General features: G+C 72.6%; 29 protein-coding genes, 1 tRNA gene and 1 pseudogene. 25 read left to right on the forward strand and 6 right to left on the reverse strand.

The window, feature by feature from the left end; genetic code table 11:
• Positions 1–229 precede the first annotated feature (229 nt).
• A complete protein-coding gene (locus ACSIH6_RS22860) occupies positions 230–1,753 on the forward strand; it encodes an alpha/beta hydrolase (RefSeq protein WP_435110362.1) in 1,524 nt (507 codons plus the stop codon).
• A gap of 96 nt (positions 1,754–1,849) precedes the next feature.
• Positions 1,850–1,925, forward strand: a tRNA-Thr gene (locus tag ACSIH6_RS22865).
• Between the two features lie 189 nt (positions 1,926–2,114).
• Here the strand turns inward: ACSIH6_RS22865 and ACSIH6_RS22870 are convergent.
• Complete coding sequence (locus ACSIH6_RS22870; RefSeq protein ID WP_435110363.1) at positions 2,115–2,270, reverse strand: hypothetical protein; 156 nt, start codon at positions 2,268–2,270, stop codon at positions 2,115–2,117.
• A 178-nt stretch (positions 2,271–2,448) separates the two neighbouring features.
• Positions 2,449–3,282 carry an exonuclease domain-containing protein gene (locus ACSIH6_RS22875; RefSeq protein ID WP_435110364.1) on the reverse strand — a complete coding sequence of 278 codons (834 nt, stop codon included), beginning with the start codon at positions 3,280–3,282 and terminating at the stop codon, positions 2,449–2,451.
• Between the two features lie 170 nt (positions 3,283–3,452).
• Here ACSIH6_RS22875 and ACSIH6_RS22880 point away from each other — a divergent pair, with 170 nt between their 5' ends.
• Together ACSIH6_RS22880 and ACSIH6_RS22885 are read left to right on the forward strand one after the other, a co-directional pair.
• The gene (locus tag ACSIH6_RS22880) at positions 3,453–3,671 is read left to right on the forward strand and encodes a hypothetical protein (RefSeq protein ID WP_435110365.1); all 219 of its coding nucleotides are present in this window, start codon (positions 3,453–3,455) and stop codon (positions 3,669–3,671) included.
• A gap of 37 nt (positions 3,672–3,708) precedes the next feature.
• Positions 3,709–4,098, forward strand: a complete 390-nt coding sequence (locus ACSIH6_RS22885; RefSeq protein WP_435110384.1) for a hypothetical protein — start codon at positions 3,709–3,711, stop codon at positions 4,096–4,098.
• Between the two features lie 22 nt (positions 4,099–4,120).
• Here the strand turns inward: ACSIH6_RS22885 and ACSIH6_RS22890 are convergent, their stop codons facing one another.
• Complete coding sequence (locus ACSIH6_RS22890) at positions 4,121–4,705, reverse strand: hypothetical protein (RefSeq protein ID WP_435110366.1); 585 nt, start codon at positions 4,703–4,705, stop codon at positions 4,121–4,123.
• A gap of 546 nt (positions 4,706–5,251) precedes the next feature.
• On the opposite strand from ACSIH6_RS22890, the gene ACSIH6_RS22895 reads away from it, so the two are divergent.
• Both ACSIH6_RS22895 and ACSIH6_RS22900 read left to right on the forward strand, forming a co-directional pair.
• Positions 5,252–5,488: a hypothetical protein gene (locus ACSIH6_RS22895; RefSeq protein ID WP_435110367.1), complete on the forward strand. Its 237-nt coding sequence runs from the start codon at positions 5,252–5,254 to the stop codon at positions 5,486–5,488.
• A 102-nt stretch (positions 5,489–5,590) separates the two neighbouring features.
• Positions 5,591–6,184: an RNA polymerase sigma factor gene (locus ACSIH6_RS22900; protein WP_435110368.1), complete on the forward strand. Its 594-nt coding sequence runs from the start codon at positions 5,591–5,593 to the stop codon at positions 6,182–6,184.
• Positions 6,185–6,286: 102 nt separating this feature from the next.
• Here ACSIH6_RS22900 and ACSIH6_RS22905 read toward each other — a convergent pair whose 3' ends face one another.
• Positions 6,287–6,814 (reverse strand): inorganic diphosphatase, encoded by a 528-nt coding sequence (locus tag ACSIH6_RS22905; protein WP_013155954.1) that lies wholly within the window; start codon positions 6,812–6,814, stop codon positions 6,287–6,289.
• A gap of 86 nt (positions 6,815–6,900) precedes the next feature.
• Between ACSIH6_RS22905 and dacB the strand changes: the two genes are divergently transcribed.
• From dacB to ACSIH6_RS23000, 19 genes and pseudogenes are all read left to right on the forward strand, one after another.
• Entirely contained in the window at positions 6,901–8,268 is a 1,368-nt protein-coding gene (dacB, locus tag ACSIH6_RS22910) for a D-alanyl-D-alanine carboxypeptidase/D-alanyl-D-alanine endopeptidase (RefSeq protein WP_435110369.1), read from the forward strand.
• A 190-nt stretch (positions 8,269–8,458) separates the two neighbouring features.
• Complete coding sequence (locus tag ACSIH6_RS22915) at positions 8,459–9,541, forward strand: zinc-dependent metalloprotease (RefSeq protein WP_435110385.1); 1,083 nt, start codon at positions 8,459–8,461, stop codon at positions 9,539–9,541.
• Complete coding sequence (gene tilS / locus ACSIH6_RS22920; protein ID WP_435110370.1) at positions 9,538–10,557, forward strand: tRNA lysidine(34) synthetase TilS; 1,020 nt, start codon at positions 9,538–9,540, stop codon at positions 10,555–10,557. The genes ACSIH6_RS22915 and tilS overlap by 4 nt, the downstream gene beginning before the upstream one ends.
• Positions 10,558–10,696: 139 nt before the next feature.
• Positions 10,697–11,251, forward strand: a complete 555-nt coding sequence (gene hpt, locus ACSIH6_RS22925; RefSeq protein WP_190394508.1) for a hypoxanthine phosphoribosyltransferase — start codon at positions 10,697–10,699, stop codon at positions 11,249–11,251.
• Between the two features lie 357 nt (positions 11,252–11,608).
• On the forward strand, positions 11,609–13,672 hold the full coding sequence (gene ftsH / locus ACSIH6_RS22930) for an ATP-dependent zinc metalloprotease FtsH (protein WP_435110371.1): 2,064 nt from the start codon (positions 11,609–11,611) through the stop codon (positions 13,670–13,672).
• Positions 13,669–14,268: a GTP cyclohydrolase I FolE gene (gene folE / locus ACSIH6_RS22935; protein ID WP_435110372.1), complete on the forward strand. Its 600-nt coding sequence runs from the start codon at positions 13,669–13,671 to the stop codon at positions 14,266–14,268. The genes ftsH and folE overlap by 4 nt, the downstream gene beginning before the upstream one ends.
• A 157-nt stretch (positions 14,269–14,425) precedes the next feature.
• Complete coding sequence (gene folP, locus ACSIH6_RS22940) at positions 14,426–15,328, forward strand: dihydropteroate synthase (protein WP_435110373.1); 903 nt, start codon at positions 14,426–14,428, stop codon at positions 15,326–15,328.
• Positions 15,325–15,774 carry a nuclear transport factor 2 family protein gene (locus tag ACSIH6_RS22945; protein ID WP_017563059.1) on the forward strand — a complete coding sequence of 150 codons (450 nt, stop codon included), beginning with the start codon at positions 15,325–15,327 and terminating at the stop codon, positions 15,772–15,774. The genes folP and ACSIH6_RS22945 overlap by 4 nt, the downstream gene beginning before the upstream one ends.
• Positions 15,774–16,133: pseudogene (gene folB, locus ACSIH6_RS22950) on the forward strand (dihydroneopterin aldolase); the annotation flags it as partial. The gene ACSIH6_RS22945 and the pseudogene folB, both read left to right, overlap by 1 nt.
• The gene (gene folK, locus ACSIH6_RS22955) at positions 16,116–16,655 is read left to right on the forward strand and encodes a 2-amino-4-hydroxy-6-hydroxymethyldihydropteridine diphosphokinase (RefSeq protein ID WP_435110386.1); all 540 of its coding nucleotides are present in this window, start codon (positions 16,116–16,118) and stop codon (positions 16,653–16,655) included. The pseudogene folB and the gene folK, both read left to right, overlap by 18 nt.
• Positions 16,655–17,137, forward strand: coding sequence for a DUF3180 domain-containing protein (locus ACSIH6_RS22960; RefSeq protein ID WP_435110374.1), 483 nt, complete (start codon positions 16,655–16,657; stop codon positions 17,135–17,137). Before folK ends, ACSIH6_RS22960 begins: the two co-directional genes overlap by 1 nt.
• Positions 17,138–17,308: 171 nt before the next feature.
• Positions 17,309–17,755, forward strand: coding sequence for a PH domain-containing protein (locus ACSIH6_RS22965; RefSeq protein ID WP_435110387.1), 447 nt, complete (start codon positions 17,309–17,311; stop codon positions 17,753–17,755).
• Positions 17,756–17,926: 171 nt separating this feature from the next.
• Positions 17,927–19,525: a PH domain-containing protein gene (locus ACSIH6_RS22970; RefSeq protein ID WP_435110388.1), complete on the forward strand. Its 1,599-nt coding sequence runs from the start codon at positions 17,927–17,929 to the stop codon at positions 19,523–19,525.
• Positions 19,526–19,770: 245 nt separating this feature from the next.
• Positions 19,771–20,010: a chaplin family protein gene (locus tag ACSIH6_RS22975; RefSeq protein WP_435110375.1), complete on the forward strand. Its 240-nt coding sequence runs from the start codon at positions 19,771–19,773 to the stop codon at positions 20,008–20,010.
• A 435-nt stretch (positions 20,011–20,445) separates the two neighbouring features.
• A complete protein-coding gene (locus ACSIH6_RS22980; RefSeq protein WP_061081537.1) occupies positions 20,446–20,688 on the forward strand; it encodes a hypothetical protein in 243 nt (80 codons plus the stop codon).
• Positions 20,689–20,874: 186 nt separating this feature from the next.
• Positions 20,875–21,759 carry a Rossmann-like and DUF2520 domain-containing protein gene (locus ACSIH6_RS22985; RefSeq protein ID WP_435110376.1) on the forward strand — a complete coding sequence of 295 codons (885 nt, stop codon included), beginning with the start codon at positions 20,875–20,877 and terminating at the stop codon, positions 21,757–21,759.
• Between the two features lie 65 nt (positions 21,760–21,824).
• A complete protein-coding gene (gene panC / locus ACSIH6_RS22990; RefSeq protein WP_435110377.1) occupies positions 21,825–22,700 on the forward strand; it encodes a pantoate--beta-alanine ligase in 876 nt (291 codons plus the stop codon).
• Between the two features lie 90 nt (positions 22,701–22,790).
• Positions 22,791–25,388, forward strand: coding sequence for an L-aspartate oxidase (locus tag ACSIH6_RS22995; protein ID WP_435110378.1), 2,598 nt, complete (start codon positions 22,791–22,793; stop codon positions 25,386–25,388).
• 64 nt (positions 25,389–25,452) lie between these two features.
• Positions 25,453–26,235, forward strand: a complete 783-nt coding sequence (locus ACSIH6_RS23000; protein ID WP_435110379.1) for a type III pantothenate kinase — start codon at positions 25,453–25,455, stop codon at positions 26,233–26,235.
• Here ACSIH6_RS23000 and vapC read toward each other — a convergent pair.
• Both vapC and ACSIH6_RS23010 read right to left on the reverse strand, forming a co-directional pair.
• Positions 26,214–26,696 (reverse strand): type II toxin-antitoxin system VapC family toxin, encoded by a 483-nt coding sequence (gene vapC, locus ACSIH6_RS23005; RefSeq protein ID WP_435110380.1) that lies wholly within the window; start codon positions 26,694–26,696, stop codon positions 26,214–26,216. The genes ACSIH6_RS23000 and vapC overlap by 22 nt on opposite strands.
• Positions 26,693–26,914: a type II toxin-antitoxin system VapB family antitoxin gene (locus ACSIH6_RS23010; RefSeq protein WP_435110382.1), complete on the reverse strand. Its 222-nt coding sequence runs from the start codon at positions 26,912–26,914 to the stop codon at positions 26,693–26,695. Before ACSIH6_RS23010 ends, vapC begins: the two co-directional genes overlap by 4 nt.
• Positions 26,915–26,972 lie beyond the last annotated feature (58 nt).

The raw sequence follows: 26,972 nt of genomic DNA on the forward strand, positions 1-26,972 counted from the left end.
CCGCCGCGGGGCGGTGCGGCGGCGCCGGGGCCCGGGCGGCGGACCCCGCGCGACGGTGGGAGGAAACGGGACACCGTGCCCGGCCGGGGACGGAGAACGCGCGTTGGGTCGGTGCGGGCCGCGCCGGTCGTGGAGAATGGGTCGGCGCCGACGACACGTCGGTCGCGGTCGGACGTGACGAGAGGGCGGGACACCGTTGGCGACGAGGGTTCGGGGACCGTGGGCGGCCGTGCTCGCAGGGTCCGTGCTGCTGGTGACGGCGTGCACGGCGCAGGACGACCAGCAGAGGGAGGGGAGTGTCGTGCCCGGGCTCTCGGAGGACCTGGCGGCCTTCGCCGACCAGGAGCTGGCCTGGGGCGAGTGCGAGAGCGGAGCACCCGGCACCGAGTGCGCCACCTACGAGGTGCCCCTCGACTACGAGGACCCGGACGGCGAGCGCATCGAGATCGCGGTCAAGCGCTTCCCCTCCGAGGGCGGTGACGTCCTCGGCTCCCTGCTCGTCAACCCCGGCGGGCCCGGTGGCTCCGGGTACGACTTCGTGGACTACGCCTCCTCCACGGTCAGCGACACGGTGCGCGAGAGGTTCGACGTGGTCGGGTTCGACCCGCGCGGCGTCGGCCGCAGCTCACCGCTGACCTGCCTGGACGCCGAGGGCGTCGACGAGTTCCTCGGCGGGGTGGACAGCGTCGAGGGCGACGGCGACATGTCCGAGGTCTCCGAGGCCGAGCTGGCCGAGCTGGAGGAGGACAGCCGCGGCTTCGTCGAGGCCTGCCAGGCCAACCACCCCGAACTGATGCTGCACGTGGGCACCGCCGACGTCGTCCGCGACATGGACCTGCTGCGCGCACTGCTCGGCGACGAGAAGCTCACCTACCTGGGCGCCTCCTACGGCACCAGCATCGGCGCCCACTACGCCGAGCAGTTCCCCGACCGGGTCCGCGCCCTGGTGCTCGACGGCGCCGTGGACCCCAGCCAGGGACAGCTCGACCTCAGCGTGCAGCAGGCGACCGGGTTCGAGACCGCGCTGCGGGCCTTCGTGGAGGACTGCCTGGGCCGGTCGGACTGCCCGCTCGGCGGCCCCGGAGACAGCGTGGACGACGGCATCGGCGCGCTGACCGCCTTCCTGGCGGACACCGCCGAGAACCCCCTGTCCAACCGCATGGACGACCGCGAGGTCAACCGGGCCCGCGCCGAGCTGGGCGTGCTCGCCGCGCTCTACACCGAGGACTGGTGGCCGCGCGTGCGCGAGGCCCTCACCGCCGGCACGGAGGGCGACGGAACCCTCCTGCTCCAGCTCGCCGACGACCTCTACAGCCGCGGTGACACGGGCGCCTACGTCAACTCCACGGCCGCGCTCATCGCGGTGAACTGCTCCGACTCGCCCAGCCCGCGCGACGTGGAGGCCTACGCCGAGGCCGCGGCCCAGGCCGGTGAGGAGTCGCCGATCTTCGGCCCCGGCCTGGCGTGGGGCGCCCTGCCCTGCGCGTACTGGCCGGAGGAGGCGGTCGACCCGCACACCGAGCTGGACGGGGAGGGCGCCGCCCCCGTCATGGTGCTGGGCACCACCCGGGACTCGGCCACCCCGTACGCGTGGTCCGAGGCGCTCGCGGAGCAGCTCGACTCGGGCTTCCTGGTGACCCGCGATGGCGACGGCCACACCGGCTACCGGATGGGTGACCAGTGCATCGACGAGATCGTGGACGCCTACCTGGTCGACCTCACCGTGCCCGAGGACGGCATGGCCTGCGCCTGACGCGGACGGCCGGGTGAGGGGGCTCGGGTTGTCCCCGGCACTCCGCCGAGGGGCTAGAATGGTGACCGCATCGCCGCGTGGAACACGCGGCGGCGCGCCGCCTTAGCTCAGTCGGCAGAGCGATTCACTCGTAATGAATAGGTCGTCGGTTCGATTCCGACAGGCGGCTCCAGCCGAAACGCCACCCCGGTCCGGGGTGGCGTTTCGCGTAGGTGTCCAATCGGGTGACCAATGCCTACTCGGCGAAGAGATCCCCCATGATGTGAGCCCCCTCCGTGATCACCGGGCGGGTCTGAGCTGTTTCCCGACCCGCCCCGGCCCGGGCCGTCGCCCGGCACGCGGCCCGGGCCCCGCGCGCCTCTCAGGCGCGCTGCCGGTTCTGCAACCAGCCCCACACGGCGGTGGCCACGAACAGGACGGCGCCGATGACGGCGAGCCAGAGCAGGCCCTTGATGACCATGCCCAGGATGGCGAGGATGAGCCATACCGCCAGAAGCACCAGGATGAAGTAGACCATGTCGTCCCCCAGGATCGCGTTGGGTCGGGACCTACCCGTTCCGCGCCGGGCCGCACACATCGGGAGGCCCGCCACGGCGTGTTTCCCCGACGCTGCGGCTCCCGGGCGCATGTGCCCGGACGGGACGACCCCGTGCGCCACCCGGGAGGGCGCACCGGCAGTGTCGCGGGTCGGCCCGTCAGGGCCAGGTGCCGTCCACCACGGTCCCGTGGCCGGGCTTGCTGCGGTCCAGCCACTCCTGGCGGTTGCGGGCGAAGGCCAGGGACCAGTCGACCTGGCGCTGGTGCAGCTCGGCCAGGCTGGTGGCGGCGAGGTCGGGGTGCCTGGCGCCGATCTCCTCGGCCAGGGCCAGCGCCGCCGAGGCGTCGGCGGCCGCGGTGTGGGCGTCGGTCAGCTCCACGCCGTAGTACTCGCACATGGCGCCCAGGTTGCGCTTGCCCCTGCGGTAGGGGTCCACGCCCCGGTCGATCACCAGCGGGTCCACCACGGGCACCAGAGGGCCGCTCAGGCGCTCCGCGAGGGGCGTCAGTCCGTGCCGCCGCATCTCCCCGGAGAGCACCCGGAGGTCGTAGGGTGCGTTGAAGACCACCAGCCCCTGCCCGGAGGAGAGCTGGTCGGCCAGCGCCTGGCCGATCTCCTCCAGGCACTCCCCGGCGGGGCGGCCCTCGGCCCGGGCCCGCTCCGTGCTGATGCCGTGGACGGCGACGGCGTCCGCCGGGATCTCGCGGGGGCCCGGGTCCACCAGCCAGGTGCGGGCCTTGCCCTCGCGGTCCACCAGCGCGGCCGAGACGAGGAAGGCGGTGTCGGGGTCGCGGGAGGAGGTCTCGGTGTCGAAGCCCAGCAGGGGGGTGGTGTGCCAGCCGGGGTGGCCGCCCCGGGCGGGAGGGGCGGGGCGCGGCTCGTGCTCGGCGCAGTAGGTGCGCCACCGGCCGCCCTCCTTGACGACGACACCCTCGCCGGCGCCGACGGAGGACTGGCAGTCGGTGCATGTCCCGGAATAGCGGTTGCGCATGGGATCCTCTCGGCCGGATGGTCGACACTGCCGTGAACAGCGGCGATTCGTGAACATCGTAGAACGGCGCGGGGACAGTCCGCCGGGAAAGCGTGCCTCGGCCACCGAGGGCGGGAGACGCCTGGGGCACGTGATGTGCAAGTGCCGACTTCTGGGGAAGGAAGAGGGGCATGAGTCTGGAAGAGGCATCACGTCAACTCGAAGCAGCCATCCACGACGCCCGCGTGTCCTTCGACTGCATCCTCCTGGAGGAGCTGGACCGGGCGCACACGAACGCCATCACCGCGCGTGCCGCCGTGGACGCCGCGGAACAGGCCATCCGGGTGGAGATGGAGAGACGGGAGTCCGCCGAGGGCGGCACGTCCGAACCCTCCGGCACCGTGGACTGACCCCTGGTCGCATCGAACAGGTTTTCGAACAATGGGTATGATCGGAGGCATGCCCGATCAGCCGCTGACGCCGGACTGGCCCGCGAGCGTCCACCCGCCCGGGGCGGACTCCTTCGAACAGACGGCCCTGGTGTGGCTGTTCGACCACGTACCCGCCGACTACCGGTTGCACGGCGTCCTGCGGCGTCATCCGGTCGCCCTGTCCCGGCTGGCCCGCCAGTACGTCTCCTCGGCACTGGAGGCCGCCCGGGAGGGCTACCGGACCGCCAGGGTCGACCTGCGCGACCACATGCCCCCGCACGCCCTCGACCAGGTCATGAACGCCTACCTCGCGGAGGGGCGGCGCATGGCCGCCGTCCTCAGGTCGGTCGAGGCGGTCGACGCCGCCCTGCGCGCGGCCGCGACCGAGCGGGGCGGCGATGAGTGAGCTCGTGTACCCGGGCTCCTGGTCAGGCGGTCACCCGGACCACCACGGCCACCTCGTCACCGGTGTTCACGAGGTGGTGGCTGCCACCGCTGCCCTCGGTGGAGCCCACCACCCGGGCCCGGCCCGCGGACAGCTCCGACGCCGAGCGCATCTGCCCGTCCGCGGCGGAGGCGATCAGGTGCGCGCGCCCGCTGACCAGGTACAGCACCTCCATACCGTGCTGTCGGGACGAGCGCGGAGCGGGGCCGGACACGAAGCTGTTGGGTTCGAGCGCCACCGCGGTCACGCGGAGCCTGCCGCCCGCGTGGCGCCGGGCCGCGCGAGGGACGAGCTGCCAGTGCCCCCGCCGGGACGGCCACAGCGTGGGCCTGCTCAGGGAGTCGGCGGCGCCCCGTGCGGCGGCCGCCAGGCGGCCGAGGGTCGGCATGCGGCGCTCGCCCAGGTGGGCGTAGCCGGAGCGGCGTCCGGCGTCCACCACGTCGCCGATCCCCTCCAAGGAGACGGACGCGGTCGGCGCGGTCGACGGGACCGGCGCTTCGGCGGCCGGTGCGGCGGCGTTCTGGGGAGCGGGGAGTACGGCAGTGCGGGAAAGAGTGCGCTGGGGCATCGTGAGAGGATCCTTCACGTGTGCGCGCCCCGGGAACGGGAGCGCGCGGATGTCGTCTGGAAGCCCCGGTGCGCCGGGGCGGCAGGGGAAGCGGCACCGCGGGTTCACGCGGAGACGGAGATCACCCTGCGGGGAGGTGCCCAGCGCCCGGCGTCCACGATGGAGTGGGGGGCGCGGAGGGGCACGCGGTCGGTCGGCGGCGTACGAGGACGCCTCGGCGACGACTCAGCGACGACAACACGGACACGCCGCACGGGCCAGGTGGCAGGAGGCCCCGGGGGCCGTACGAGCCATGGCGTCGGTGCGCGTGCGCGGATACATGGGTGTAAGGAGACCAGTAAAGGCCGGGAGGAGTCAAGCGACGGTCCGGTGGCCGCGCGTGTCGTTCCGCTCACCCTGGCGTTCCCGGGGCGTGTTGCGGGCGGCGCTCCGTGGTGGTGACATGTGGAACCCGAGTACGGCGTGCAGCCACCGCCGGAAAGGGCTCCATCCCCCAGCCGTAGTGACAGGAGCGGCCGTTATGGCATCCGTCCCCGGAAGGCGCAGTTGAGCACCGAGGCACCGGGACTGTGGGCGCGTGTGCTGGTGCGCGCGCTCGTCGTCGCGGCCGCCTGGGTGATGGCGCTCGGCTTCCTCGGACCGGGGGAGGCCCTGCTCGTCGCCGTCCTGACCGCGCTCACCTTCGTGCTGCTGTGGCTGCGCGCCCGAGCCGGAGGGCCCGCCGCACCGCCGCCGGAGACCCTCCGAGGGCCGGACCCGCGCCGCCCCCCGGAGGAGGGCTGAGCTCGGTCGCCCCGCCACCGGGGGCCGTACGCGCCACGCCGCCGGACGCTCTTTCGACAAAGCGGTGAGCACCGTGCCGCGCGCGGCGTAGATTCTTGGTCTATGACGGACCGGGATCTCCTCCACGCCCTGCGCTCCGGCCGTACTCCGCCGGAGGACGCCTACGCCAGGCTTCTCGACGCGTACGGGGCGGAGCTGTACCGGCGCTGCATCCTGGTCCTGCGCGACCGCGACGCCGCGCACGTGGTGCTCAGGGACACGCTGATCGTCGCCCGCGCGCACATCGGGCGCCTCGCCGACGCCGACCGGCTGGGGGAGTGGCTGCACGCGCTCGCCGAGGCCGAGTGCGCCCGCCACCGGGCCAACGGCCTGCGGACCGGCGCGCCGCGAGAGCTGGCGCTGCCGGAGAACACCGCGCTGGTCCCGCTGCGGGTGCTCAACGGCATGGTCGGTCCCGAACTCGACGGCTACCGCACGCACGTGGCCGTGCGCGCCGACCGCTTCGACCGCGAGGGCTTCCCCAAACCGCCGAGAGACCCGATTCTGACCCGCGGCCTGGCCTCCCTGCTGCCCGTCGCCCTGGCACTGCTGTGCGCCCTGCTGCTGATCGCGCTGGCGGGGTACGTGCTCACCACGGACTCCGCGCACGAGCCCTTCCCCGGCCCGGGGGCGGTCGCCTCGCGCGGCCAGCGCTGAGACCGCCGCCACGCGCGCCGGGCCCGGACACGACGCGGCCCGGCGGGAGTCCTCCGCCGGGCCGCCGCGGCGACGCCGGGAACACGTGTGTTCGGGAGCCGACTAGCTTTCCTTGACCTCGGAGATGTGCGAGGCGTCGCCGTGCACGCCCGCCTCCTCGGCGCGCTTGACCGAGGCCACGATCTCCTGCTCGGCCTCGTGGCGGCCGACCCAGGTGGCGCCCTCCACGGACTTGCCGGGCTCCAGGTCCTTGTACACCGTGAAGAAGTGCTCGATCTCCAGGCGCTCGAACTCGTTCACGTGGTGAATGTCACGCAGGTGCTCCTGGCGCGGGTCCGTCGCGGGGACGCAGAGCAGCTTGTCGTCGCCCCCCGCCTCGTCGCGCATGCGGAACATGCCGATGGCGCGGGCCCGGATCAGGCAGCCCGGGAACGTCGGGGCCTTGAGCAGGACGAGGGCGTCCAGGGGGTCGCCGTCCTCGCCGAGGGTCCCCTCGACGAACCCGTAGTCGGCGGGGTAGGTCGTGGAGGTGAACAGCATGCGGTCGAGACGGATACGACCGGTCTCGTGGTCCACCTCGTACTTGTTGCGCTCCCCCTTGGGGATCTCGATCGTAACGTCGAATTCCATGCTGATCTCGGCTCCCAATGCGACTAATGTCGCCGTATAACTACAACGTCAGGCCGCTACACCGAAGGAAGGGCAGGTGCCCCCGAGTGCGACGGGTACGAGGCGAGGCGCTCCTCGCGCTGGCCCTGCTCAACATATTCGTGCTGATCGCCGGGTTTGTCGCCCTCGACGTGATCGGGGCCCGTCCCCTTCCCGCGGCGCCCAACCCGGTCACGGACGCCGAGGGCGTGGCGGCGGCGCAACCCGCGGCCTCGACTCCGGCGGACCCGGAACGGATCGCGGACACCCTCGATGATCCCATGTCGGATTCCGGGATCGAGGAGGGCCTCTCCGGTTTCGTCGTGGACGCCGCCACCGGCGAGACGCTCTTCGAGCTGGACCCGGACCTCCCCGTGACCCCGGCCTCGACCACGAAGATCGTCACGGCCGTCGCCGTACTGGACACCGTCGGACCCGACCACGTACTGAGCACCGAGGCCTACCTGGTTCCCGGACAGGACCGCGTGGTGCTGCGCGGAGGGGGCGACGTCACCCTGACCACGGCCGCCGACTCCGCAGCTTACCCGCAGGTAGCGACGCTGGAGGAGCTGGCCGAGCGCACGGCGCGGGCCCTGGGCGCGGAAGGCCTCGACGCCGTCTCCCTCGGCTACGACGACTCGCTGTTCACCGGCCCGGACACCGCACCCGGCTGGAAGCCCACCTACGTCACCGAGGGCAGCACCGCCACGGTGCACGCGCTGATGATCGACTCCGGGAGGTTCTCCCCCGAGGCCAGCGGCTACGGATCGCGCGTGCCGGATCCGCCCCTGTTCGCGGCCCAGGCCTTCGTCGAACAGCTGGAGGAGGCGGGGATCACGGTCGAGGGCGCCCCCACCGAGGAGCAGGCCTCCGGGGAGCCCGTCGCCAGCGTCGACTCGCCCCCCATGTCGGCGCTGGTCGAGCACATGATGCTGGCCAGCGACAACAACATGGCCGAGGCGCTGGGACGGGTCACCGCGATCGGGCTGGGCGGGGAGCCCTCCTTCGACGGCGCCGCGGCGGCCACCCACCAGGTGATGGAGAGCCTGGGCGTGGAGGGCGTGCGGCTGTCGGACAACAGCGGCCTGAGCACCGAGAACAGGATCACATCGCGGGCCCTGGTGGAGCTGCTGCGGCTGGCCGCGAGCGGCGACCGCCCCGACCTCAACGCCGCGATCACCGGCCTGCCCACGGCCAACTCCACGGGCACCCTGGCCGCGCCGGGGCGCTACTCCCCCTACTCGGCCGCGCACGGGGGCGCGGGACTGGTGCGCGGCAAGACCGGCACCCTGAACGGGGTGAGCACCCTGGCCGGGACCATCCACGACCAGGAGGGCAACGTGTTCCTGTTCTCCTTCATGGCCAACCACCCCGACGCCGTCGGCCCCCGCCTGGACCGCCTGGCCGCCGCGCTCAGCCAGTGCGGCTGCTCCTGACCGATTCCCCTTCCCCCACGCGCACACGCCCCCGTCCGCGCGTCCGGACGGCGGCGGCGCGGGACCACCCGGTGATACCGGGGAAACCAGGGAAATCGGTCGTCCTCAGGGTCATCCCGGGCGGTACCCGGAATTCCCACCCTGATCCCCGTGCCGTCCCGCGCCTCGTGGGTAGGCTGGCGGTGTGACTGTGATCGACTGGGACGTAGCCGTGAACACCGGTGTCCGCCTCGTGCGCCCGGGCCCGCAGGTGGACCTGTCCGACGCGCGGCAGGCCGTCGCGCAGTTGCGCGAACTCTCCACCGTGGCGGCCGGACACGTACGCGAATTCACCGGAATGAACCCCCTCGAACCAGCGGGCCCCGCGGTCATCGTGGACCGCCCCGGCTGGATCCGAGCCAACGTCGACGGGTTCCGAGTGGTCATCGAACCCGTACTCGAACAGATGGGCGCCGACCGGCTCAACAACAGTCCGGCCGGGAACCTGACCAGCGCGGTCGGCTCCCGGATCACCGGGGTGCAGCTCGGAGCGGTGCTCTCCTACCTGGCGGGGAAGGTCCTCGGCCAGTACGAACTCTTCCTGCCACCGGACCCCGACGGCACCCTGCCGACCGGCCGTCTGACGCTGGTGGCGCCCAACATCGTCAACGCCGAACGCGAGATGGACGTCGATTCCCGGGACTTCCGGCTGTGGGTGTGCCTGCACGAGGAGACCCACCGCATGCAGTTCACGGCCACGCCGTGGCTGCGCGGCCACGTCCAGGACCTCATGCAGGAACTGCTCCTGTCGTCGGAGATGGACGCGGGCGACCTCATCGGCAGGCTGCGCGCCGCGGGCGAGGCCGTCGCCGACGCCGTCCGGGGCGGGGGCGAGAGCAACCTCATCACCGCCATCCAGAGCCCCGAGCAGAGCGAGATCATGGACCGGGTCACCGCGGTCATGAGCCTCGCCGAGGGCCACGGCGACTTCGTCATGGACGCCGTGGGCCCCGAGGTGGTGCCCACCGTCGCCACCATCCGCGCCCGCTTCCAGAAGCGCCGCGAGTCCGCCAACCCGGTCGACCGGATCATGCGCCAGCTGCTGGGCATGGACATGAAGATGCGCCAGTACGAGGAGGGCGCCGCCTTCGTCCGCGCCGTGGTGGCCGCGGTCGGCATGACCGAGTTCAACCGGGTGTGGACCTCGCCCGAGACCCTGCCCACCCTGGCGGAGATCCGCAACCCCACAGCCTGGATCGACCGGGTCGTGCGCCCGGCCGCCATCAACGAGTGAGCGGTCCGCACCCCGCCGTCGCCGCCGTGCGCTCGGCGGTCCGGCGGGCGCTGCGCGACCTGCCCGCCGACACCACGGCGCTCGTGGCGTGCAGCGGCGGCGCCGACTCCCTGGCGCTGGCGGGCGCGGTGGCCTTCGAGGCCCCCCGTGTCGGCCGGGCCGCGGGGGCGGTCACCGTCGACCACGGGCTCCAGGAGGGATCGGCCCAGCGCGCCGAGGCCGTGGCCAAGGTCCTGGCCGGGCTCGGACTCGACCCCGTCCTGGTCAGGTCGGTGCGGGTGACCGGCCCGGGCGGGCCCGAGGCGTCCGCCCGGCGCGCCCGCTACGAGGCCCTGGACGGAGCGGTCGCCGACCGCGCCCCCGCCGTGGTGCTGCTCGGCCACACCCTCGACGACCAGGCCGAGACGGTCCTTCTCGGTCTGGCACGCGGCTCCGGGGCCCGCTCGCTGGCGGGCATGGCGCCGCGCACCGGCCACCGCCTGCGCCCCCTGCTGGACCTGGACCGCGCCACCGTGCGCGAGGCCTGCGCCCGGATGGGGCTGGACGCGTGGGAGGACCCGCACAACCTCGACCCCCGCTTCGCCCGGTCGCGGGTGCGCCACGAGGCGCTGCCCGCCCTGGAACGCGCGCTGGGGCCGGGAATCGCCGCCGCGCTCGCCCGCACGGCGGGCATGCTGCGCGCGGACGCCGACACCCTGGACCTGCTCGCCGACGGCCTTTTCGAGGAGGCGTCCGCCCCGGGGGACGGGGACCGGCGGGACGGCGACCGCGGGGACGCGCGCCCGGTCGGGCCCGCGCTGGCGGTGGCGCCGCTGGAGCGGGCTCCCGAGTCCCTGCGCACCCGGGTGCTGCGCCGCGCCGCGCTCGCCGCGGGCTGTCCGGCCAGCGCGCTGACCGCCCGGCACGTGCGCGAACTGGACCGGTTGGTCACCGCGTGGCGTGGTCAGGCCCACATCGACCTGCCCGGAGGCGTCCGGGGCCTTCGTGCCGCGGGCCGTGTCCGTTTCGAGGGCTGAGGTCCGGCTGTGCCCGGCGTGTCCGCCCCGCGGGACGCGCCGTCGCGGGGGGAAGACGGGCCGGTCCGGCTCCGCCGCCGTGTTCGGCACGTTTATCCTGGTTGCCGCAAACGGGGAACCCAGCAGCGAGGACATCAGCGTGGACGCCAAAGACATGGGTCGGGACCTGGAGAAGGTCCTGGTCACCGAGGAAGAGATCAAGGCCCGCCTGGAGGAGATCGGCGCACGGATCGACGCCGACTACGCGGACAAGGACCTGCTCATCGTCGGTGTGCTCAAGGGCGCGGTGATGGTGATGGCCGACCTCGCCCGGGTACTGCACACCCCGGTCTCCATGGACTGGATGGCGGTCTCCTCCTACGGGGCCGGGACCACCTCCTCCGGGGTGGTCCGCATCCTCAAGGACCTGGAGACCGACATCAAGGACCGCGACGTCCTCATCGTCGAGGACGTCATCGACTCCGGTCTGACCCTGTCGTGGCTGATCGGCAACCTGAAGTCGCGCGGGCCCCGCTCGGTGGAGGTCTGCACCATGGTCCGCAAGCCGCTGGCCTTCGACGTGGACCTGCACGTCGAGTACGTCGGCTTCGACCTGCCCAACGAGTTCATCGTCGGCTACGGCCTCGACTACGCCGAGAAGTACCGCAACCTGCCCTTCATCGGCACCCTCGCCCCGCACGTCTACGAGGGCTAGCGGTCTGGCCGGAAACGTAGGGGTTTCCTCCGTGATGACCTCGTACTTGTAGCGGGGTTGGACGGTCGAGACTCGCCACAAGTACGAGACCACGCTCTCCGTGCGGGCTCGCACGGACCCGTACGGAGGCTGTGGGGAGAGCCACGGGAACAACGCGGTGGGGTGTCGTCGTTGCCTTCATGACGGTTCCCGTCCGGTCGTCCGTGCGGGCGTGCCCGCCCTTGGGGGCGAGGTGTACCGTCGAAATATCCCGGCGACGTTCCGGGGAACCACGTGTCCGATAGGTCCTGCTTCGGAAACTCCTCTGGGGTGGGGCGGCCTGGTCAGGAGGGACGGACCCGACAGGGTTCCGCTCACATGAATCTGAAGCGTTTTTTCCGCGGCCCGTGGATATGGATCCTGGCCGTCGGCCTCATGCTCATCATCGGCTTCCGCGTGTTCGACGTCGGTGGCGGTCCCCAACCCACGGAGACCGACATCTCGACCGTCCACCAGCTCATCGAGCAGGACGAGGTGGACAACGCCGAGATCGTCGACCGCGACCAGCGCATCGTGCTGACCACCGTGGACGACGAGATCTACGAGGCGTACTGGGTCGAGGGGCAGGGCCTCCAGCTCGCGGAGATGCTCCAGTCCTCCCTGGACAGCGAGGGCTCCAGCCTGGAGTCCTACGAGGTCTCGGTCGCCACCACACCGGTGTGGACCACCGCGCTGTTCAGCCTGCTGCCTCTGGTCATCATCATCGTCATCTTCTGGTTCATCTTCAGCCAGATGCAGGGCGGCGGTTCGCGCGTGATGAACTTCGGCAAGTCCAAGGCCAAGCTCATCACCAAGGACACGCCCAAGAACACCTTCTCCGACGTCGCCGGGGCCGACGAGGCCATCGAGGAGCTCCACGAGATCAAGGAGTTCCTCCAGAACCCGGCCAAGTTCCAGGCGATGGGCGCCAAGATCCCCAAGGGCGTGCTCCTGATGGGACCGCCCGGAACCGGTAAGACCCTCCTGGCCCGCGCCGTGGCCGGTGAGGCCGAGGTCCCGTTCTACTCCATCTCCGGCTCGGACTTCGTCGAGATGTTCGTCGGTGTGGGCGCCTCCCGCGTGCGCGACCTGTTCGAGCAGGCCAAGGCCAACGCCCCCGCGATCATCTTCATCGACGAGATCGACGCCGTCGGCCGCCACCGCGGCGCCGGTATGGGCGGCGGGCACGACGAGCGCGAGCAGACCCTCAACCAGATGCTGGTCGAGATGGACGGCTTCGACGTCAAGGGCGGCGTCATCCTCATCGCCGCCACCAACCGGCCCGACATCCTCGACCCGGCGCTGCTGCGCCCCGGCCGCTTCGACCGGCAGGTCGTCGTGGACCGCCCGGACATGGACGGCCGCCGCGACATCCTCAAGGTCCACGCCAAGGGCAAGCCCATGGCGGACGACGTCGACTTCAACGTCATCGCCCGCCAGACCGCCGGGATGACCGGCGCCGACCTGGCCAACGTCATCAACGAGGGCGCCCTGCTGTCCGCGCGCGGCGACCAGAAGGTCATCACCCACGCCGTCCTGGAGGAGGCGATCGAGCGGGTCATGGCCGGTCCCGAGCGCAAGACCCGGGTGATGTCCGACCGGGAGAAGAAGGTCATCGCCTACCACGAGGGCGGCCACGCCCTGGTGGGCCACGCGCTGCCCAACTCCGACCCGGTGCACAAGATCACCATCCTGCCGCGCGGCCGGGCCCTGGGCTACACGATGTCGGTGCCGACGGAGGACAAGTTCCTCACCTCGCGCTCGCAGATGATGGACCAGCTCGCGATGATGCTCGGCGGCCGCGCCGCGGAGGAGCTCGTCTTCCACGAGCCCACCACCGGCGCGGGCAACGACATCGACAAGGCCACCAGCCTGGCCCGCAACATGGTCACCGAGTACGGCATGAGCGAGCGGCTGGGCGCCCGCAAGTTCGGCTCCGGCAACACCGAGCCCTTCCTGGGCCGGGAGATGTCGCACGCCCGCGAGTACTCCGAGGAGATCGCCTCCATCATCGACGAGGAGGTGCGCCGCCTCATCGAGTCCGCGCACGACGAGGCCTACGACGTCCTCGTCGAGTACCGGGACGTCCTGGACGACCTGGTCGTGGCGCTGCTGGAGAAGGAGACCCTGTCCAAGGCCCAGGTGCTGGAGATCTTCGCGCCGGTGGTCAAGCGCCCGTCCCGCGGTTCCTACACGGGGTACGGCAAGCGCCAGCCCTCGGAGCGGCCTCCGGTGCACTCCAAGAAGGAGCTGGCCGTGCTCAACGGTGCCGAGGTCACGGGGGCCGGTGCCGGTGCGGTGCAGGGCTCCACGGACGTCCAGGACCCCCAGGCGGTCCGGGGCTCCTCGGCCAACGGACAGCTCCCGGGGCCGTCCGCCAGAGGTGAGGGGGACGAGGCGTGAGCGCGGCTGAGGAACTACCTCCCAGATCCGTGGACCGTCCGCGCATCGAGCGGGCCGTCCGCGAGATCCTGCTCGCCATCGGCGAGGACCCGGACCGCGACGGCCTGGTCAAGACTCCCGAGCGGGTGGCCAGGGCCTACGAGGAGCAGTTCGCGGGGCTGGGACAAAAGCCCGGGGACGTGCTCACCACCGTGTTCGAGGCCGGACACGAGGAGATGGTCCTGGTCAAGGACATCGAGCTCTACTCCACCTGCGAGCACCACCTGGTGCCGTTCTACGGGGTGGCGCACGTGGGCTACATCCCCGGCGCGGACGGCCGCATCACCGGTCTGAGCAAGCTCGCCCGCCTGGTGGACGTGTACGCGCGCCGCCCGCAGGTGCAGGAGCGGCTCACCGGCCAGGTGTCGGACGCGATCATGGAGTTCCTCCAGCCGCGCGGGGTGATCGTCGTGGTCGAGGCCGAGCACCTGTGCATGACCATGCGCGGGGTGCGCAAGCCCGGGGCCAAGACCGTCACCTCGGCGGTGCGGGGGATCTTCCGCAGCAGTGACCGGACCCGCTCCGAGGCGATGAGCCTGATCCTGAGCCAGCGGTAGGGCCGCGCCAAGCCCTCCCCGGGGCGGCCGGGCGCGTCCCTCCCCTGAACCCTCCCCGGCGACCTCGGTCGCGGGGGAGGGTTCCGTGTTCTCCCGGGCGTGCGCAAGCCCCGGGCGCGCGCCTCCGGTTTTCCGGCGTACGCGTAGGGTGATCCTTATGCGGCCGAAACACACACTTCCGGGCCTGCCTGACCGCGGGCGGTGCCTGGTCATGGGGGTCGTGAACGTCACCCCCGACTCGTTCTCCGACGGCGGCGCGTGGTTCGATCCCGACAGGGCGATCGAACACGGGACGCGCCTGGTCGAGGAGGGCGCGGACATGATCGACGTGGGCGGTGAGTCCACCCGTCCCGGCGCGCAGCGCGTCTCCGCGGAGGAGGAGCTGCGCAGGGTCGAACCGGTCGTGCGGGAGCTCTCCGCGCGGGGTGTCGCCGTCAGCGTCGACACCATGCGCGCCGAGGTCGCCGAGAAGGCCGTGGAGGCCGGGGCCGTCCTGGTCAACGACGTCAGCGGCGGGCTGGCCGACCCGGCCATGGCCCGACTCGTGGCCTCTTCCGGCGTTGCCTACGTGTTGATGCACTGGCGTGGGCATAGTCATGACATGCAGAGCCGTGCCGTGTACACGGATGTCGTCCAGGAGGTCCTCGATGAGCTCCGCGACCGTATGGAGGCCATGATCAGTGCAGGTGTCGACCCCGGCCAGATCGTTCTGGACCCCGGGCTGGGATTCTCCAAGCGCCCCGAACAGGCGCACAACTGGGCGCTCCTGCACCAGCTGGAGCGCTTCCACGAGCTGGAACGCCCCGTGCTGGTGGCCGGATCGCGCAAGCGCTTCCTGAGCCGCCTGCTCGGCGACGCCAAGGGCGAGGACCGCCCCTTCGCAGAGTGCGACGCCGCCACCGCGGCCGTCACCACCCTGTCCGCTGACCGGGGGGCGTGGGCCGTGCGGGTGCACGACGTCCGTCCCAGCGCCGACGCCGTCCGCGTGGCGGCGGCCTGGTCCGACGGGGGCGCCCGTCTGGACGAGGGACGCGCCGAGCCGGTGGAGGGCCGCCTGTGAAGTCGCGCCAGGAGGTCATGGAGCGCGTGGCCGAGGCCAACGCGCAGTTCTACAGCGCCATCGAGAACGGCGACATCGACCTGATGCGCAGCGTCTGGGCGGAGGAGCACGAGGCGCCCGACCTGGTGTGCGTGAACCCCGGCTGGCCACTGCTGCGCGGACGCACCGAGATCATGCGCGCCTGGTCGCTGATCATGGCCAACGTCACCTACATCCAGTACGTGCTCACCGAGACCCACATCGGGATCGGCGGCGACATCGCCATGGTCACGTGCGAGGAGAACGTGCTGACCGCCGAGGAGGACAGCCCCGGCTTCGTCGCGGGCGGCCAGGTGGTCACCACCAACCTGTTCGTGGACACCGACCAGGGGTGGCGGCTGTGGTCGCACCACGCCTCGCCCGTGCTCATGGAGGACGACGAGGACGAGGGAGAGGTCGAGGCCTGATGCCCGATCGCGTCGCGCTCCGCGGACTGCGGGCACGCGGCCACCACGGCGTGTTCGACTTCGAGCGCAGGGAGGGCCAGGACTTCGTGGTCGACGCGGTGCTGTACCTGGACACCGCCCCCGCGGCGGCCTCCGACGACGTGGGCGACACCGTCCACTACGGCCTGCTCGCCGACCGGCTGGTCGCGATCGTGACCGGGGATCCGGTCAACCTGATCGAGACCCTCGCCGAGCGGCTGGCCCGGGAGTGCCTGGCCGAACCGCTGGTCGAGCGGGCGGAGGTGACGGTGCACAAGCCGTCGGCGCCCATCGAGCACGAGTTCGCCGACGTGGCCGTCACCGTGGTCCGGGCGCGGCGCGACCTCTCCACACGGCGTGCCGTGCTCTCCCTGGGGTCCAACCTCGGGGACCGCATGGCGACCCTCCAGGGGGCCGTGGACACACTGCTGGGCGGCGCGGACGCGCCGGTCCCGGTGGCGGTGTCCCCCGTCTACGAGACCGCGCCGGTGGGCGGACCCGAACAGGGCGCCTTCCTCAACGCGGTCCTGGTCGTGGACACCAACGGCCCGCCCCGCGCCCTGCTGGAGCGCGCCCAGGCGGCCGAGCGGGCCTTCGACCGCGTCCGCGAGGTCCGCTGGGGGCCGCGCACGCTGGACGTGGACGTCATCGCGTTCGGGGACGTGCGCGACGACGACCCGGAGCTGACCCTGCCGCATCCGCGCGCCCACCAGAGGGGGTTCGTGCTCCGGCCCTGGCTGGACGCCGACCCCGGGGCGCGTCTGCCCGGGAGGGGGCCGGTCGCCGACCTGCTGGACGCCTGCGGTGAGCAGGGGCTGCACCGGCGCGACGACCTGCGGCTGCGTCTGCCGGGGCGCGACTGATGCCCCAGGACGAGGAGGGGCGGATGCGCCCCACCGGGTGGCGGGTGCCGTCCCTGCTGGCGGTGGTCGGCGCCCTCGCGGGGGTGCTGATCACCAACTCCCTGTCGGGTCTGCCGCTGCTGCCGTGGTCGGCGATCCCGACCCTGCTGCTGCTCGCGGTCGCCGAGGGCTACACGGCGGGGCGGACCCGCAGGCGCATCCGCCGGGAGCCGGGCACCGAGCCGATGCAGCCGCTCAGCGCCGCCCGCCTGGTCGCCCTGGCCAAGGCCAGCGCGCTGTTCGCGGCCCTGGCACTGGGCTTCTTCGCGGGGATGGCGCTGTCGGTGTCGGACACGCTGGTGCTGCCCGTGCACCGGGAGGTGTTCCTCACCGCGCTGGGCACGGCCCTGTCGTCGGGGCTGCTGCTGGCCGCCGCCCTGTACCTGGAGCACGCCTGCCGGGTCCCCGAGGACGACGAACCGCCGGACGGCGCCCGGTTCTGACGCCTCGGGGTCTTTCGTCCGAATTCGCCTGCGCGCCGCGTCGGTCTGCCGGTGCTTGCCCCCGGATGGTTGACTGGCTCCGTGGAGACCAGTGACACGACACCGCCGCCCGGGCCCTCCAGGCCGCTCGACGCGGCGTTCGCACCGCCCGGGGACGCCTCCTGGAGCCGTGTGTCGCCCGCCCTGGCCTGGTACCGCCGGATCGTGGTGGGCGTACTGTGCCTGATCGCCGGGGGCGGGGGCGTTCTGCTGCTGCTCGTGCGGACCTCCTGGCCCTGGGCCGCCGCCTGGGCGGTGCTGGCCGCGGCGGTCCTGGTCGCGGGCTGGGCCCTGGCCGGGCTCTTCCGCCGGTCGTGGGGCTACGCGGAGGCCTCCGAGGAGCTCTACCTCACCTACGGGGTGTTCGTGAGGCAGCTGGTGGTCATCCCCTACGGCCGGATGCAGGTCGTGGACGTCACCGCCGACCTCCTCGAACAGGCCCTGGGCATCGCCACCGTGCAGGTGCGCACCGCCGCCAGCACCGCGGACACCCGGGTGGTCGGGCTGCCGCTGGCCGAGGCCGTCCGGATGCGCGACCGGCTCGCGGCGCGCAGTGAGAGCTTCTCGACGGGGTTGTAAGTGCACGGACCAGCTCAGCCGCCGCAGGGTCCTCCGGGCCCGCACGTCCGACCGGGGCCTCCGGGGTATCAGGGGCCTCCCGGCCCTCCGGGGCCTCCAGGAGCTCCCTTCGGGCCGCCGGGACCCCCGGGACCCCCGGGGCCGCCGTTCGGGCCGCCGCAGCCGCCCACCCTGCTGCCACCGTCCGGGTGGCGGCCCCCGCCGGTCCGGCCCCCGCGGCCGGAGGACGACGTCACCACGGGCGTGTTCCGCTCGCACTGGATGAGTATCCCGCTCCAGGTCATCGCGGTGACCCTGGTCTTCGTGGCGCTGGTCGGCCCGATCCTCAACACCTTCGGCCTCGCCTGGGTCGTGATGATGGCGGTGGCCGTCGTCTTCGGCACGCTCGCCTACGCCCTGCCCGCGTGGTGGTACGCCACCTTCGGGCTGCGCGAGGACCACCTGGTCGTGCACAGCGGCCTGGTCAGGCGCAGTTCGCGGGAGGTCCCGCTCAGCCGCCTCCAGGCGGTGGACGTGGTCCGGCCCCTGTTCCTCCAGGTGTTCGGCATGGCCGAACTGCGCATCGAACTGGCGGGTGGCGACGGGAGCGACATCCGGCTGCGCTGCCTGCCCCGGGTCCTGGCCGAGCGCCTGCGCGTGGCCGTCCTCGCGCACGCCGCAGGGCTCCCCGGGCGCTCGCCGGAGGCACCGGAGTGGCCGTTCTACCGGTTGCCCTTCCTGCTGCTGCTCGGCGCGCTGACCTTCCGCGTGCCGGTCCTGCTGTCCTTCATCGCGCTGCTCATGCTCGCCACCGCGGGCGCGGTCTTCGCGGAGCCGGGCGTGGTGGGCGCGCTCCTGCCGCTCACCCTGGGGCTGCTGCGCTACTTCTGGGGGCCCCTGGCCCGCTACACCGACTACTACGCCTCCCTGTCCTCCGACGGCCTGCGCCTGCGCTACGGCATGTTCCAGCGGCGCATGCAGACCGTCCCGCCGGGGCGCGTGCAGGCCGTGCGCGTGGTCGAGCCCCTGCTCTGGCGGGCCCTGGGCGTGGCGCGGGTCGAGGCCAACGTCGCCGGTTACGCGGGCGCACGCCAGGGCGACTCGGCCACCCTGCTGCCCGTGGCGCCGCGTCGGACGGCCTTCGCGCTGGTCAACGAGCTGTTCCCGGAGAGCGAGGCGGCCCACGTGCCGCTCGTGCCCAACGACAGGCCGGTGCCGAGCCTGGTGGGCGTGGACGAGCACCTCTTCGTCAGCACACGCGGCCTGTTCTGCCTGGTGACGGAGATCGTCCCGGTGGAACGCGTCCAGACTGTGCGCCTGGTGGCCGGACCGCTGGCCCGCGTCACGGGGCGTGTCGCGGTGGACGTGGACACGCCCCCGGGGCCGGTCCGCGCCAGGGCCCACGGGCGCGAGGCGCTGGAGGCGCGCCGCTTCCTGGACGCCCTGGCCGAACACGGGCGCCGGGCCCGGGTGCCCGCGGTGGGCACGGAGCGCTGGGCGACCCGCGCCACCCTCACCCGGCGACCCGGGTCCGCCGGTCCGCCCTCCTTCGAGGTGGCCGGACCCGGGGAGCCGGTGCCCGTCGAGGGCCCGGACGGCCCGGCACCTGCCGAGGACCCGGTTCCCGCCGCGCCGCCGCCGGGCGGCCGCCCGCGGTTCCTGGAACCGCGGGCCAAAGGTCCCGAAACCGAGAATCCGGGACCAGGGGCTCCGGAAGCCGGGAAAAACGGCACCGGCGACACCTCAGCCGAGAACGGTACGGAGGGGGCCCGGGACACCCCCGAACGCTGATGTGTCGTGTGTCACATTGAGGGGCTCTCGGGCTTCCTTTTGTGGTCCACATGTCGGACATGGATGTGCGCGGATGGTGATACTTCCAGCTTGCGGCCGCGAAACGCTTTCACGTTATGGCCACGTGGGGTGAGGGAGTATGGCTAAATGGTGACCGAACACGAGGAGTGTTCGCTGTCATACACATAGTCAATGGTATCGACCGGTTGGCGCCCCCCGCCAACCGGTCCGACGGGAGAAACCACATGCTGAAGAAGGCTTTCGCCGCCAGTGCCATCGTCGCCGCCGCCGCGGGCGTCCTGCTCACCGGCGCTCCGGCCATGGCCAACAGCAACGTCTCGACCTCCGGCAACGGAAGCATCCTGGGGGGCAACCAGCTCGTGGCCGACCTGGACGTGCCGATCAACGTCTGCGGCAACGCCATCGCGGTCCTCGGTGTGGCCGGTGCCAACTGCATCGACTCCGGCGCCACCGTGAAGAACTGATAGCAGCTCCGGACGGCCCGTCCCGGTCCCGCCGGGCGACGGGCTCCCGAACGAGGCGCCATTCCGTGACGACGGGGTGGCGCCTTCGCCGCGTCCGAGTCCCGCACGCGATTCTCCCGGATCCGCCCCGCGAACCCCGGCAGCGACCCGCCCCCTTCCGCTCGACCGCAACCGCAATTGTCGTCCGACTGGAAACCGTTAAGCCGGTGACGCTGCGCGCACGCGCCTCCCGCCGATGTCGGAGCCTTTGTCCCGATCGCATCCGAGAGGCGCGGGCACGGAGGGTGAACATAAGGATGTTTCTCGTTATAAGACCAGTTCAAAGCGGGGAAACAAGGGCCCTCCAGGGGTAGTTTCGTGAGCGGCTCCCCAGGGCGCCACCACACAACCACTCGTCCGGCGGTCCCCCCGACCGGACACAGAAGGAGACGCGCAGTGCTCAAGAAGACGCTCGCCACCAGTGCCGTGATCCTCGCCTCCGCCGGGGTCCTCCTCACCGCGGCACCGGCGGCCGCGAACGTCGGCACCTGGACCTCCAACTACGGTTCCGACTTCAGCGGCAACCTCTCCTACATCAACGGCCTCGCGAACACGAACACGGGCTGCGGCAACTCCAACGCCGCCTTCGGCCAGTCCCTGGGCTCGTGCTTCAACACCGGGGTGATCATCCAGGACTGATCCGACCGGCCCCGCGGAGGGGGCTGACGGAGCGGGGCGTGGGGGCGGACGCGGTGTCCGCCCCCACACTCGTGCGCGGGGGCGGGCCGCCAGGTCACCGGCCGGGGAGGACTATCGTGTGCTCAGGCGCCCCGGCATGACGGGAACCGGACGCGCCTGACGCATTCGGACCACGAGGGGGCACACATGGAGACGACGCAGGGACGCCCCGCCCGCCTGCGGGTCGGCGTCATCGGATCCGGCCGGGTCGGCTCCGTCCTCGGCCAGGCCCTCGGCCGGGCCGGGCACAAGGTCGTCGCCGCCTCCGCGGTCTCCGACGCCTCCCGGGCCCGCGTCGCCGACCGCCTGCCCACCGCGCGCGTGCTCGAACCGGCGCAGGTCGCCGAGGCCAGCGACCTCGTCCTGCTCACCGTCCCCGACGACGCCCTCCCCGAACTCATCGAGGGGCTCGCCTCCACCGGTACCGACCTGCGCGGCAAGATCCTCGTCCACGCCAGCGGCGCGCACGGCTACGGAGTCCTGGCCCCCGCCACCCTCGTCGGCGCGCTGCCCCTCGCGCTCCACCCCGCCATGACCTTCACCGGGCGCGACGAGGACGTCGACCGCCTCGCCAACTGCGCGTTCGGCGTCACCGCGCCCGAGCAGCTGCGCCCCATCGCCGAGGCCCTCGTCGTCGAGATGGGCGCCGAACCCGTGTGGATCACCGAGGACAAGCGCACCCTCTACCACGCGGCCCTCGCCGGAGGCGCCAACCACCTGGTCACCCTGGTCTCCGACAGCGCCGCCCTGCTCGCCTCCGCCGGTGTCCCCGAACCCGGCCGCATGCTCGCCCCCATGCTCAGCGCGGCCCTGGACAACGCCCTGCGCCTGGGCATCCACGGACTGAGCGGCCCCGTCCTGCGCGGCGACGCCGGAACCGTCGCCGGGCACATCGAGCAGCTGCGGGAGAACGCCCCCGAGAGCGTGGCCAGCTACGTCGAACTCGCCCGGCTCACCGCCGACCGCGCCATCAACGCCGGAATGCTCAAGCCCGAGGACGCCGCGCGCCTGCTCGACGTCCTCCGCCGCTGAGGAAGCGCCGGGTCCGGCGCGCGCACGGCCGCCGCGACGCAGAACACCACCACGGGAAACCACCGATGACCGCATCCGCACCCCACTCCGCCACCTCCGGCCCCCGCGTCGCGCACACGCCCGACGAGCTGAGCCGCGCCCTCGCCGACGCCGGGAGCGTCGCCCTCGTCCCGACCATGGGCGCCCTGCACGAGGGCCACCGCAGCCTCATGCGCCTGGCCCGCGAACGCGCTGACACCGTGGTCGTCAGCGTCTTCGTCAACCCGCTCCAGTTCGGGCCGAACGAGGACTTCGACCGCTACCCGCGCACCCTGGGCACCGACACCGCCGTGTGCGCGGAGGAGGGCGTCGACGTGGTCTTCGCGCCCGGTGTCGACACCATGTACCCCGCCGAACAGGCGGTCACCGTCCACGCGGGCGCGATGGGCGACCGGCTGGAGGGCGCCTCCCGCCCCGGGTTCTTCACCGGCGTGCTCACCGTGGTCAGCAAGCTCCTGCACCTGGTCGGCCCGGACCTCGCGGTCTTCGGGAGCAAGGACGCCCAGCAGCTCGCCGTGGTCCGCCGCATGGCCGCCGACCTCAACATGCCCGTGGAGATCGTCGGCGCGCCCACCCTGCGCGACCCCGACGGCCTGGCCACCTCCAGCCGCAACGTCTACCTGTCCGGGGCCGAGCGCGCCAGCGCCCTGTCCCTGTCCCGCGCCCTGGAGGCGGGCCGGGCCGCCTCCGCCGGAGGCCCCGACGCCGTCCGCGCCGCGGCCCGGGCCGTCCTGGACGACGCGGCCAAGGCCGAGCCCCCCGTCGAGCTCGACTACCTCGCGCTGGTCGACCCCGCGACCTTCGCCGACGCCCCCGCCGACCACACGGGCGAGGCCGTCCTGGCCGTCGCCGCCCGTGTGGGCGCGACCCGGCTCATCGACAACGTGTCCCTGGCCCTCTGAGTCGTCCCCTGCCCCGAGTCCCAGGGGTGGGGCCGGACCCGTCGCACACCAGCGCCGCGTACCGGCGGCACCCCGGAAGAGAGAGTCCAGATGAGCACACCCCTCCAGACACGGCTCGACGCGCCCGAGCCGGGGTGGACGATCGAGGCCGAAGTCGCGGTCGTCGGCTCGGGCATCGCCGGTCTGAGCACCGCGCTGCGCTACGTCCAGCGCACCGAGCGCGGCCGGGTCGTGCTGGTCACCAAGGACCGCCTGTCCACCGGCTCCACCGCCTACGCCCAGGGCGGGATCGCCGCCGCCATGGCGCCCGAGGACGGGCCCGTCGCCCACATGGTCGACACCCACCTGGCCGGGGCGGGCCTGTCCGACCCCCACGCCGTCAACGTCCTGGCCGCCGAGGGCCCCGACGCCCTGCGCTGGCTCATCGGCCTGGGCGCCGAGTTCGACCTCGCCGAGGACGGCGCCCTGGCCCTCACCCGCGAGGGCGGCCATCGCGCCGACCGTGTCGCGCACGCGGGCGGCGACGCCACCGGCGCCGAGATCCAGCGCGCACTCGTGGCCGCCGTCCTGGCCGAGGAGCGGATCGAGGCCGTCGAGCACGCCGTGGCCCTGGACGCCCTGCGCGACCCCGGCACGGGAGCGGTGTGCGGCGCCACCCTGCACGTCATGGGTGAGGGCGCCCGCGACGGCGTCGGCGCGGTCCTGGCCCCCGCCGTGGTGCTGGCCACCGGCGGCATGGGACAGGTCTTCGCCGCCACCACCAACCCGCCCGTGTCCACCGGCGACGGCCTCGCCCTGGCCGCCCGCGCCGGGGCGCGCCTGCGCGACCTGGAGTTCATCCAGTTCCACCCCACCGTGCTCTGGCTCGGCCCCGAGGCGCGCGGGCGCCAGCCCCTGGTCTCCGAGGCCCTGCGCGGCGAGGGCGCCTACCTGGTGGACGCCGGGGGCAGGCGCATCATGGAAGGCGTCCACGAGCTGGCCGACCTCGCCCCCCGCGACGTGGTGGCCCGCACCATCGCCCGCACGATGGCCGAGCAGGGCGTCGACCACGTCTACCTGGAGACCCGCCACTTCGGCCGGGCCACCTGGGAGAGGCGCTTCCCGACCATCCTCGCCTCCTGTCGCGAGCACGGCATCGACCCGCTCGCCCAGCCGGTCCCCGTCGCCCCCGCCGCCCACTACGCGTCCGGCGGCGCCGAGGTCGACATCGACGGCCGCACCTCGGTCCCCGGACTGTGGGCCGTCGGCGAGGTCGCCCGCACCGGGGTGCACGGCGCCAACCGGCTCGCCTCCAACTCCCTGCTGGAGGGACTGGTCTACGCCGACCGGATCGCCGCCCGCCTGGCGGAGGACCCTGCCCCCCGGCCCGCGCGGGCCGAGGCCACCGGCACCGTCACGCCGCTTCCCGACCCCGCCACCGCCGCACGCGTGCGTACCCTGATGTCACGCCACGCCGGGGTGCTGCGCACCGGCGAGGGGATCGCCGAGCTGACCGCCGAACTCGACGCCCTCGCCCGCCCCGGTTCCCCGGCCACCCCCGACGTGGCCGCCTGGGAGACCGCCAACCTGCTCACCGCGGCCCGGCTCGTGGCCGTCGCCGCGCTGCACAGGACCGAGAGCAGGGGCGCCCACCAGCGCGCCGACCACCCCGAGCCCGTACCCGGGCTCCGGATCCGACCCGTCGTCGTCCGACTGGAAGGGAACACCATCGTGACCACGGATGAGGACTGGACGCCCTCCCTGCCGCCCGCGCTCACCGCGGAGCTGGACTCCATCGCCTTCCCCCTCGCGGGTTCGGGCACGGGTGCCGATCCGGACGCGCGCGCCGAGTTCTCCCTGCCCCACAGCGCCCCCTCTCAGTCCCACGTGGACCTGGTCCGCCGCGCCCTGTCCGAGGACCTCACGGCGGGACCGGGCATCGACGTCACCACCGTCGCGACCATCCCCGGCGACCAGGTGCGCACCGCGCACGTGGTCGCCCGCGCCGACGGCACCGTCAGCGGCCTTCCGCTCGCCGAACTCGTCTTCTGGCTGGTCGCCGACGGGGCCCTGGAGGCGCACCGGACCGTGGCCGACGGCGACGCGGTCAAGCGCGGCGACGTCCTGATGACGGTCACCGCGCGCACCCGCGACCTGCTCACCGCGGAGCGGACCGCACTCAACTTCCTCACCCATATGTCCGGAATCGCCACCGCCACCCGCGCGTGGGTGGACGCCGTGGCCGGTACCGGCGCCCGGATCCGGGACAGTCGCAAGACCCGTCCGGGACTGCGCGCACTGGAGAAGTACGCCGTGCGCTGCGGCGGCGGGGTCAACCACCGCTACGGTCTCAGCGACGCCGGGCTGGTCAAGGACAACCACGTCGTCGCCGCGGGCGGCGTCGGCGAGGCGGTCCGCGCCATCCGCGCGCGCTTCCCCGACCTGCCCCTGGAGGTCGAGGTGGACCGGACCGACCAGATCGGGGACGCCATCGCCGCGGGCGCCGAGGAGATCCTGCTCGACAACTTCACCGTCGAACGGCTCCGCGAGGCCGTCGCGCTGGTCGCGGGCCGCGCGCGGCTGGAGTCCTCCGGCGGCCTGACCCTGGACGTTGCGGGGGACGTGGCCCGCACCGGGGTGGACTACCTGGCGGTCGGGGCGCTCACCCACTCCAGCCCGGCGCTGGATATCGCACTTGACCTGTTGTGAGTGGCCCGGGTGGTGGAAGATTCCTTGAGAACACACCACTTCGACCACGGATGAGGCCCCCAGCATGCTGCTCGCGATCGACGTCGGCAACTCCGAGACGGTCTTCGGTCTCTTCGCATCCGACGACCTTCTCGAACACTGGAGGGTGGGAACCGACACCAGGCGCACGGCCGACGAGTGGGCCGTGGTCCTGCGGGGGCTCGTCGACGGCAGCAGCCTGGGCCGCCCCGAGGACATCGACGGGATCGCCATGTGCTGCTCGGTCCCGTCGGTGCAGCACGAGATGCGGGACATGTTCCGCCGCCACTTCGGGGACGTCCCGGCCGTGGTCGTCGAACCCGGCGTCAAGACCGGGGTGCCGATCCGGATGGACAACCCCAAGGAGGTGGGCAGCGACCGGATCATCAACGCGCTGGCCGCCAACCACCTCTACGGCGGCCCCGCGGTGGTGGTGGACTTCGGGACCGCGACGACCTTCGACGCGGTCAGCGCCCGCGGGGAGTACGTGGGCGGAGCCATCGCCCCGGGCATCGACATCTCCGTGGACGCCCTGTCCCGGCGCGGTGCCCAGCTGCACATGGTGGAGATCGTCAAGCCGCGCTCGGCCATCGCCAAGAACACCACCGAGGCGCTGCGCTCGGGCATCGTGTTCGGGTTCGCGGGGCAGGTGGACGGGATCGTGGACCGCATGGTCGCCGAGCTCACCGACGCGCCCGACGACGTGACCGTGGTGGCCACCGGGGGGCTCGCCTCCATCGTGGTTGCCGAGTGCGAGACCGTCGACCTGCACGAGCCGTGGCTGACCCTCATCGGCCTGCGCCTGGTCTACGAGCGCAACGTCGGCTGATCCGGGTCCGGGGCGGGGGAGGGCCTTCCGCCCCGGCGGGCTCGGTCCTGGTCGTGCCGCTGTACGCGCAGCCGGGGGAGCACCTCGGCGAGGTGGTCGAAGTCGCGGTCGCAGTGCACCAGGACCGCGTCGGTGCGCAGGGCGACGGCCGCGATGAGGCAGTCGTAGAGCTTGCGGATCGTCTTGCCCCTGGAGCGGGCCTCGCGGTAGATACCAGCCGAATGGTGGAAGTCGAGCCTGTTGTCCAGGGACAGCTGGATCAGCCCGTCGGTGAGGCGTTCCAGCTGCTGGAGTTCGGTGGAGCTCTTCGCCCCGCTCAGGATCTCGGCGGCGACGGGTTCCGTGGTGGCCAGAGTGGCCCCGTCCTCGATGAGTTCCCTGACGAGGACGTGGGTCTCGGAACCGGTCTTGCGCAGGTACTCCACCCAGGCGGAGCTGTCCACCAGATAGACGGTGTTCACGTGGTGGGCGCCTCGTCCTCGAAACCGGAGCGGCGCATCTCGTTCAGATCACCCTCCCAGCCGATGCCCTCCAGGCTGAGGAGGAACTCCTTGGTGAGCGGCGTGCCCACAGCTCGGCGAAGGGCGATGTCCACGGCTTCGCGCTTGGTGCCCACCTGGAAGCGTTCCATGGCGGTAGTGACCAGCTCGTCGTCGATGTCAATGTTTGTGCGGCTCATACACCCAGTTTACACCTGTTACCGTGTGTAAAGGAACGGTTTCCCTGAGTTCGCCGCC

Origin of the sequence: Nocardiopsis synnemataformans (genome assembly GCF_965343085.1) — a bacterium.
In the GTDB taxonomy this organism is placed as follows: domain Bacteria; phylum Actinomycetota; class Actinomycetes; order Streptosporangiales; family Streptosporangiaceae; genus Nocardiopsis; species Nocardiopsis alborubida.

Bases quoted from the DNA above. Each gene is read 5' to 3' on its own strand.
- ACSIH6_RS22870 (WP_435110363.1), bottom strand. From the start codon at position 2,270: ATGGTCTACTTCATCCTGGTGCTTCTGGCGGTATGGCTCATCCTCGCC.
- ACSIH6_RS22875 (WP_435110364.1), bottom strand. From the start codon at position 3,282: ATGCGCAACCGCTATTCCGGGACATGCACCGACTGCCAGTCCTCCGTC.
- ACSIH6_RS22880 (WP_435110365.1), top strand. From the start codon at position 3,453: ATGAGTCTGGAAGAGGCATCACGTCAACTCGAAGCAGCCATCCACGAC.
- ACSIH6_RS22885 (WP_435110384.1), top strand. From the start codon at position 3,709: ATGATCGGAGGCATGCCCGATCAGCCGCTGACGCCGGACTGGCCCGCG.
- ACSIH6_RS22890 (WP_435110366.1), bottom strand. From the start codon at position 4,705: ATGCCCCAGCGCACTCTTTCCCGCACTGCCGTACTCCCCGCTCCCCAG.
- ACSIH6_RS22900 (WP_435110368.1), top strand. From the start codon at position 5,591: ATGACGGACCGGGATCTCCTCCACGCCCTGCGCTCCGGCCGTACTCCG.
- ACSIH6_RS22905 (WP_013155954.1), bottom strand. From the start codon at position 6,814: ATGGAATTCGACGTTACGATCGAGATCCCCAAGGGGGAGCGCAACAAG.
- ftsH (WP_435110371.1), top strand. From the start codon at position 11,609: ATGAATCTGAAGCGTTTTTTCCGCGGCCCGTGGATATGGATCCTGGCC.
- folP (WP_435110373.1), top strand. From the start codon at position 14,426: ATGCGGCCGAAACACACACTTCCGGGCCTGCCTGACCGCGGGCGGTGC.
- ACSIH6_RS22960 (WP_435110374.1), top strand. From the start codon at position 16,655: ATGCCCCAGGACGAGGAGGGGCGGATGCGCCCCACCGGGTGGCGGGTG.
- ACSIH6_RS22975 (WP_435110375.1), top strand. From the start codon at position 19,771: ATGCTGAAGAAGGCTTTCGCCGCCAGTGCCATCGTCGCCGCCGCCGCG.
- ACSIH6_RS22985 (WP_435110376.1), top strand. From the start codon at position 20,875: ATGGAGACGACGCAGGGACGCCCCGCCCGCCTGCGGGTCGGCGTCATC.
- panC (WP_435110377.1), top strand. From the start codon at position 21,825: ATGACCGCATCCGCACCCCACTCCGCCACCTCCGGCCCCCGCGTCGCG.
- ACSIH6_RS22995 (WP_435110378.1), top strand. From the start codon at position 22,791: ATGAGCACACCCCTCCAGACACGGCTCGACGCGCCCGAGCCGGGGTGG.
- ACSIH6_RS23000 (WP_435110379.1), top strand. From the start codon at position 25,453: ATGCTGCTCGCGATCGACGTCGGCAACTCCGAGACGGTCTTCGGTCTC.
- ACSIH6_RS23010 (WP_435110382.1), bottom strand. From the start codon at position 26,914: ATGAGCCGCACAAACATTGACATCGACGACGAGCTGGTCACTACCGCC.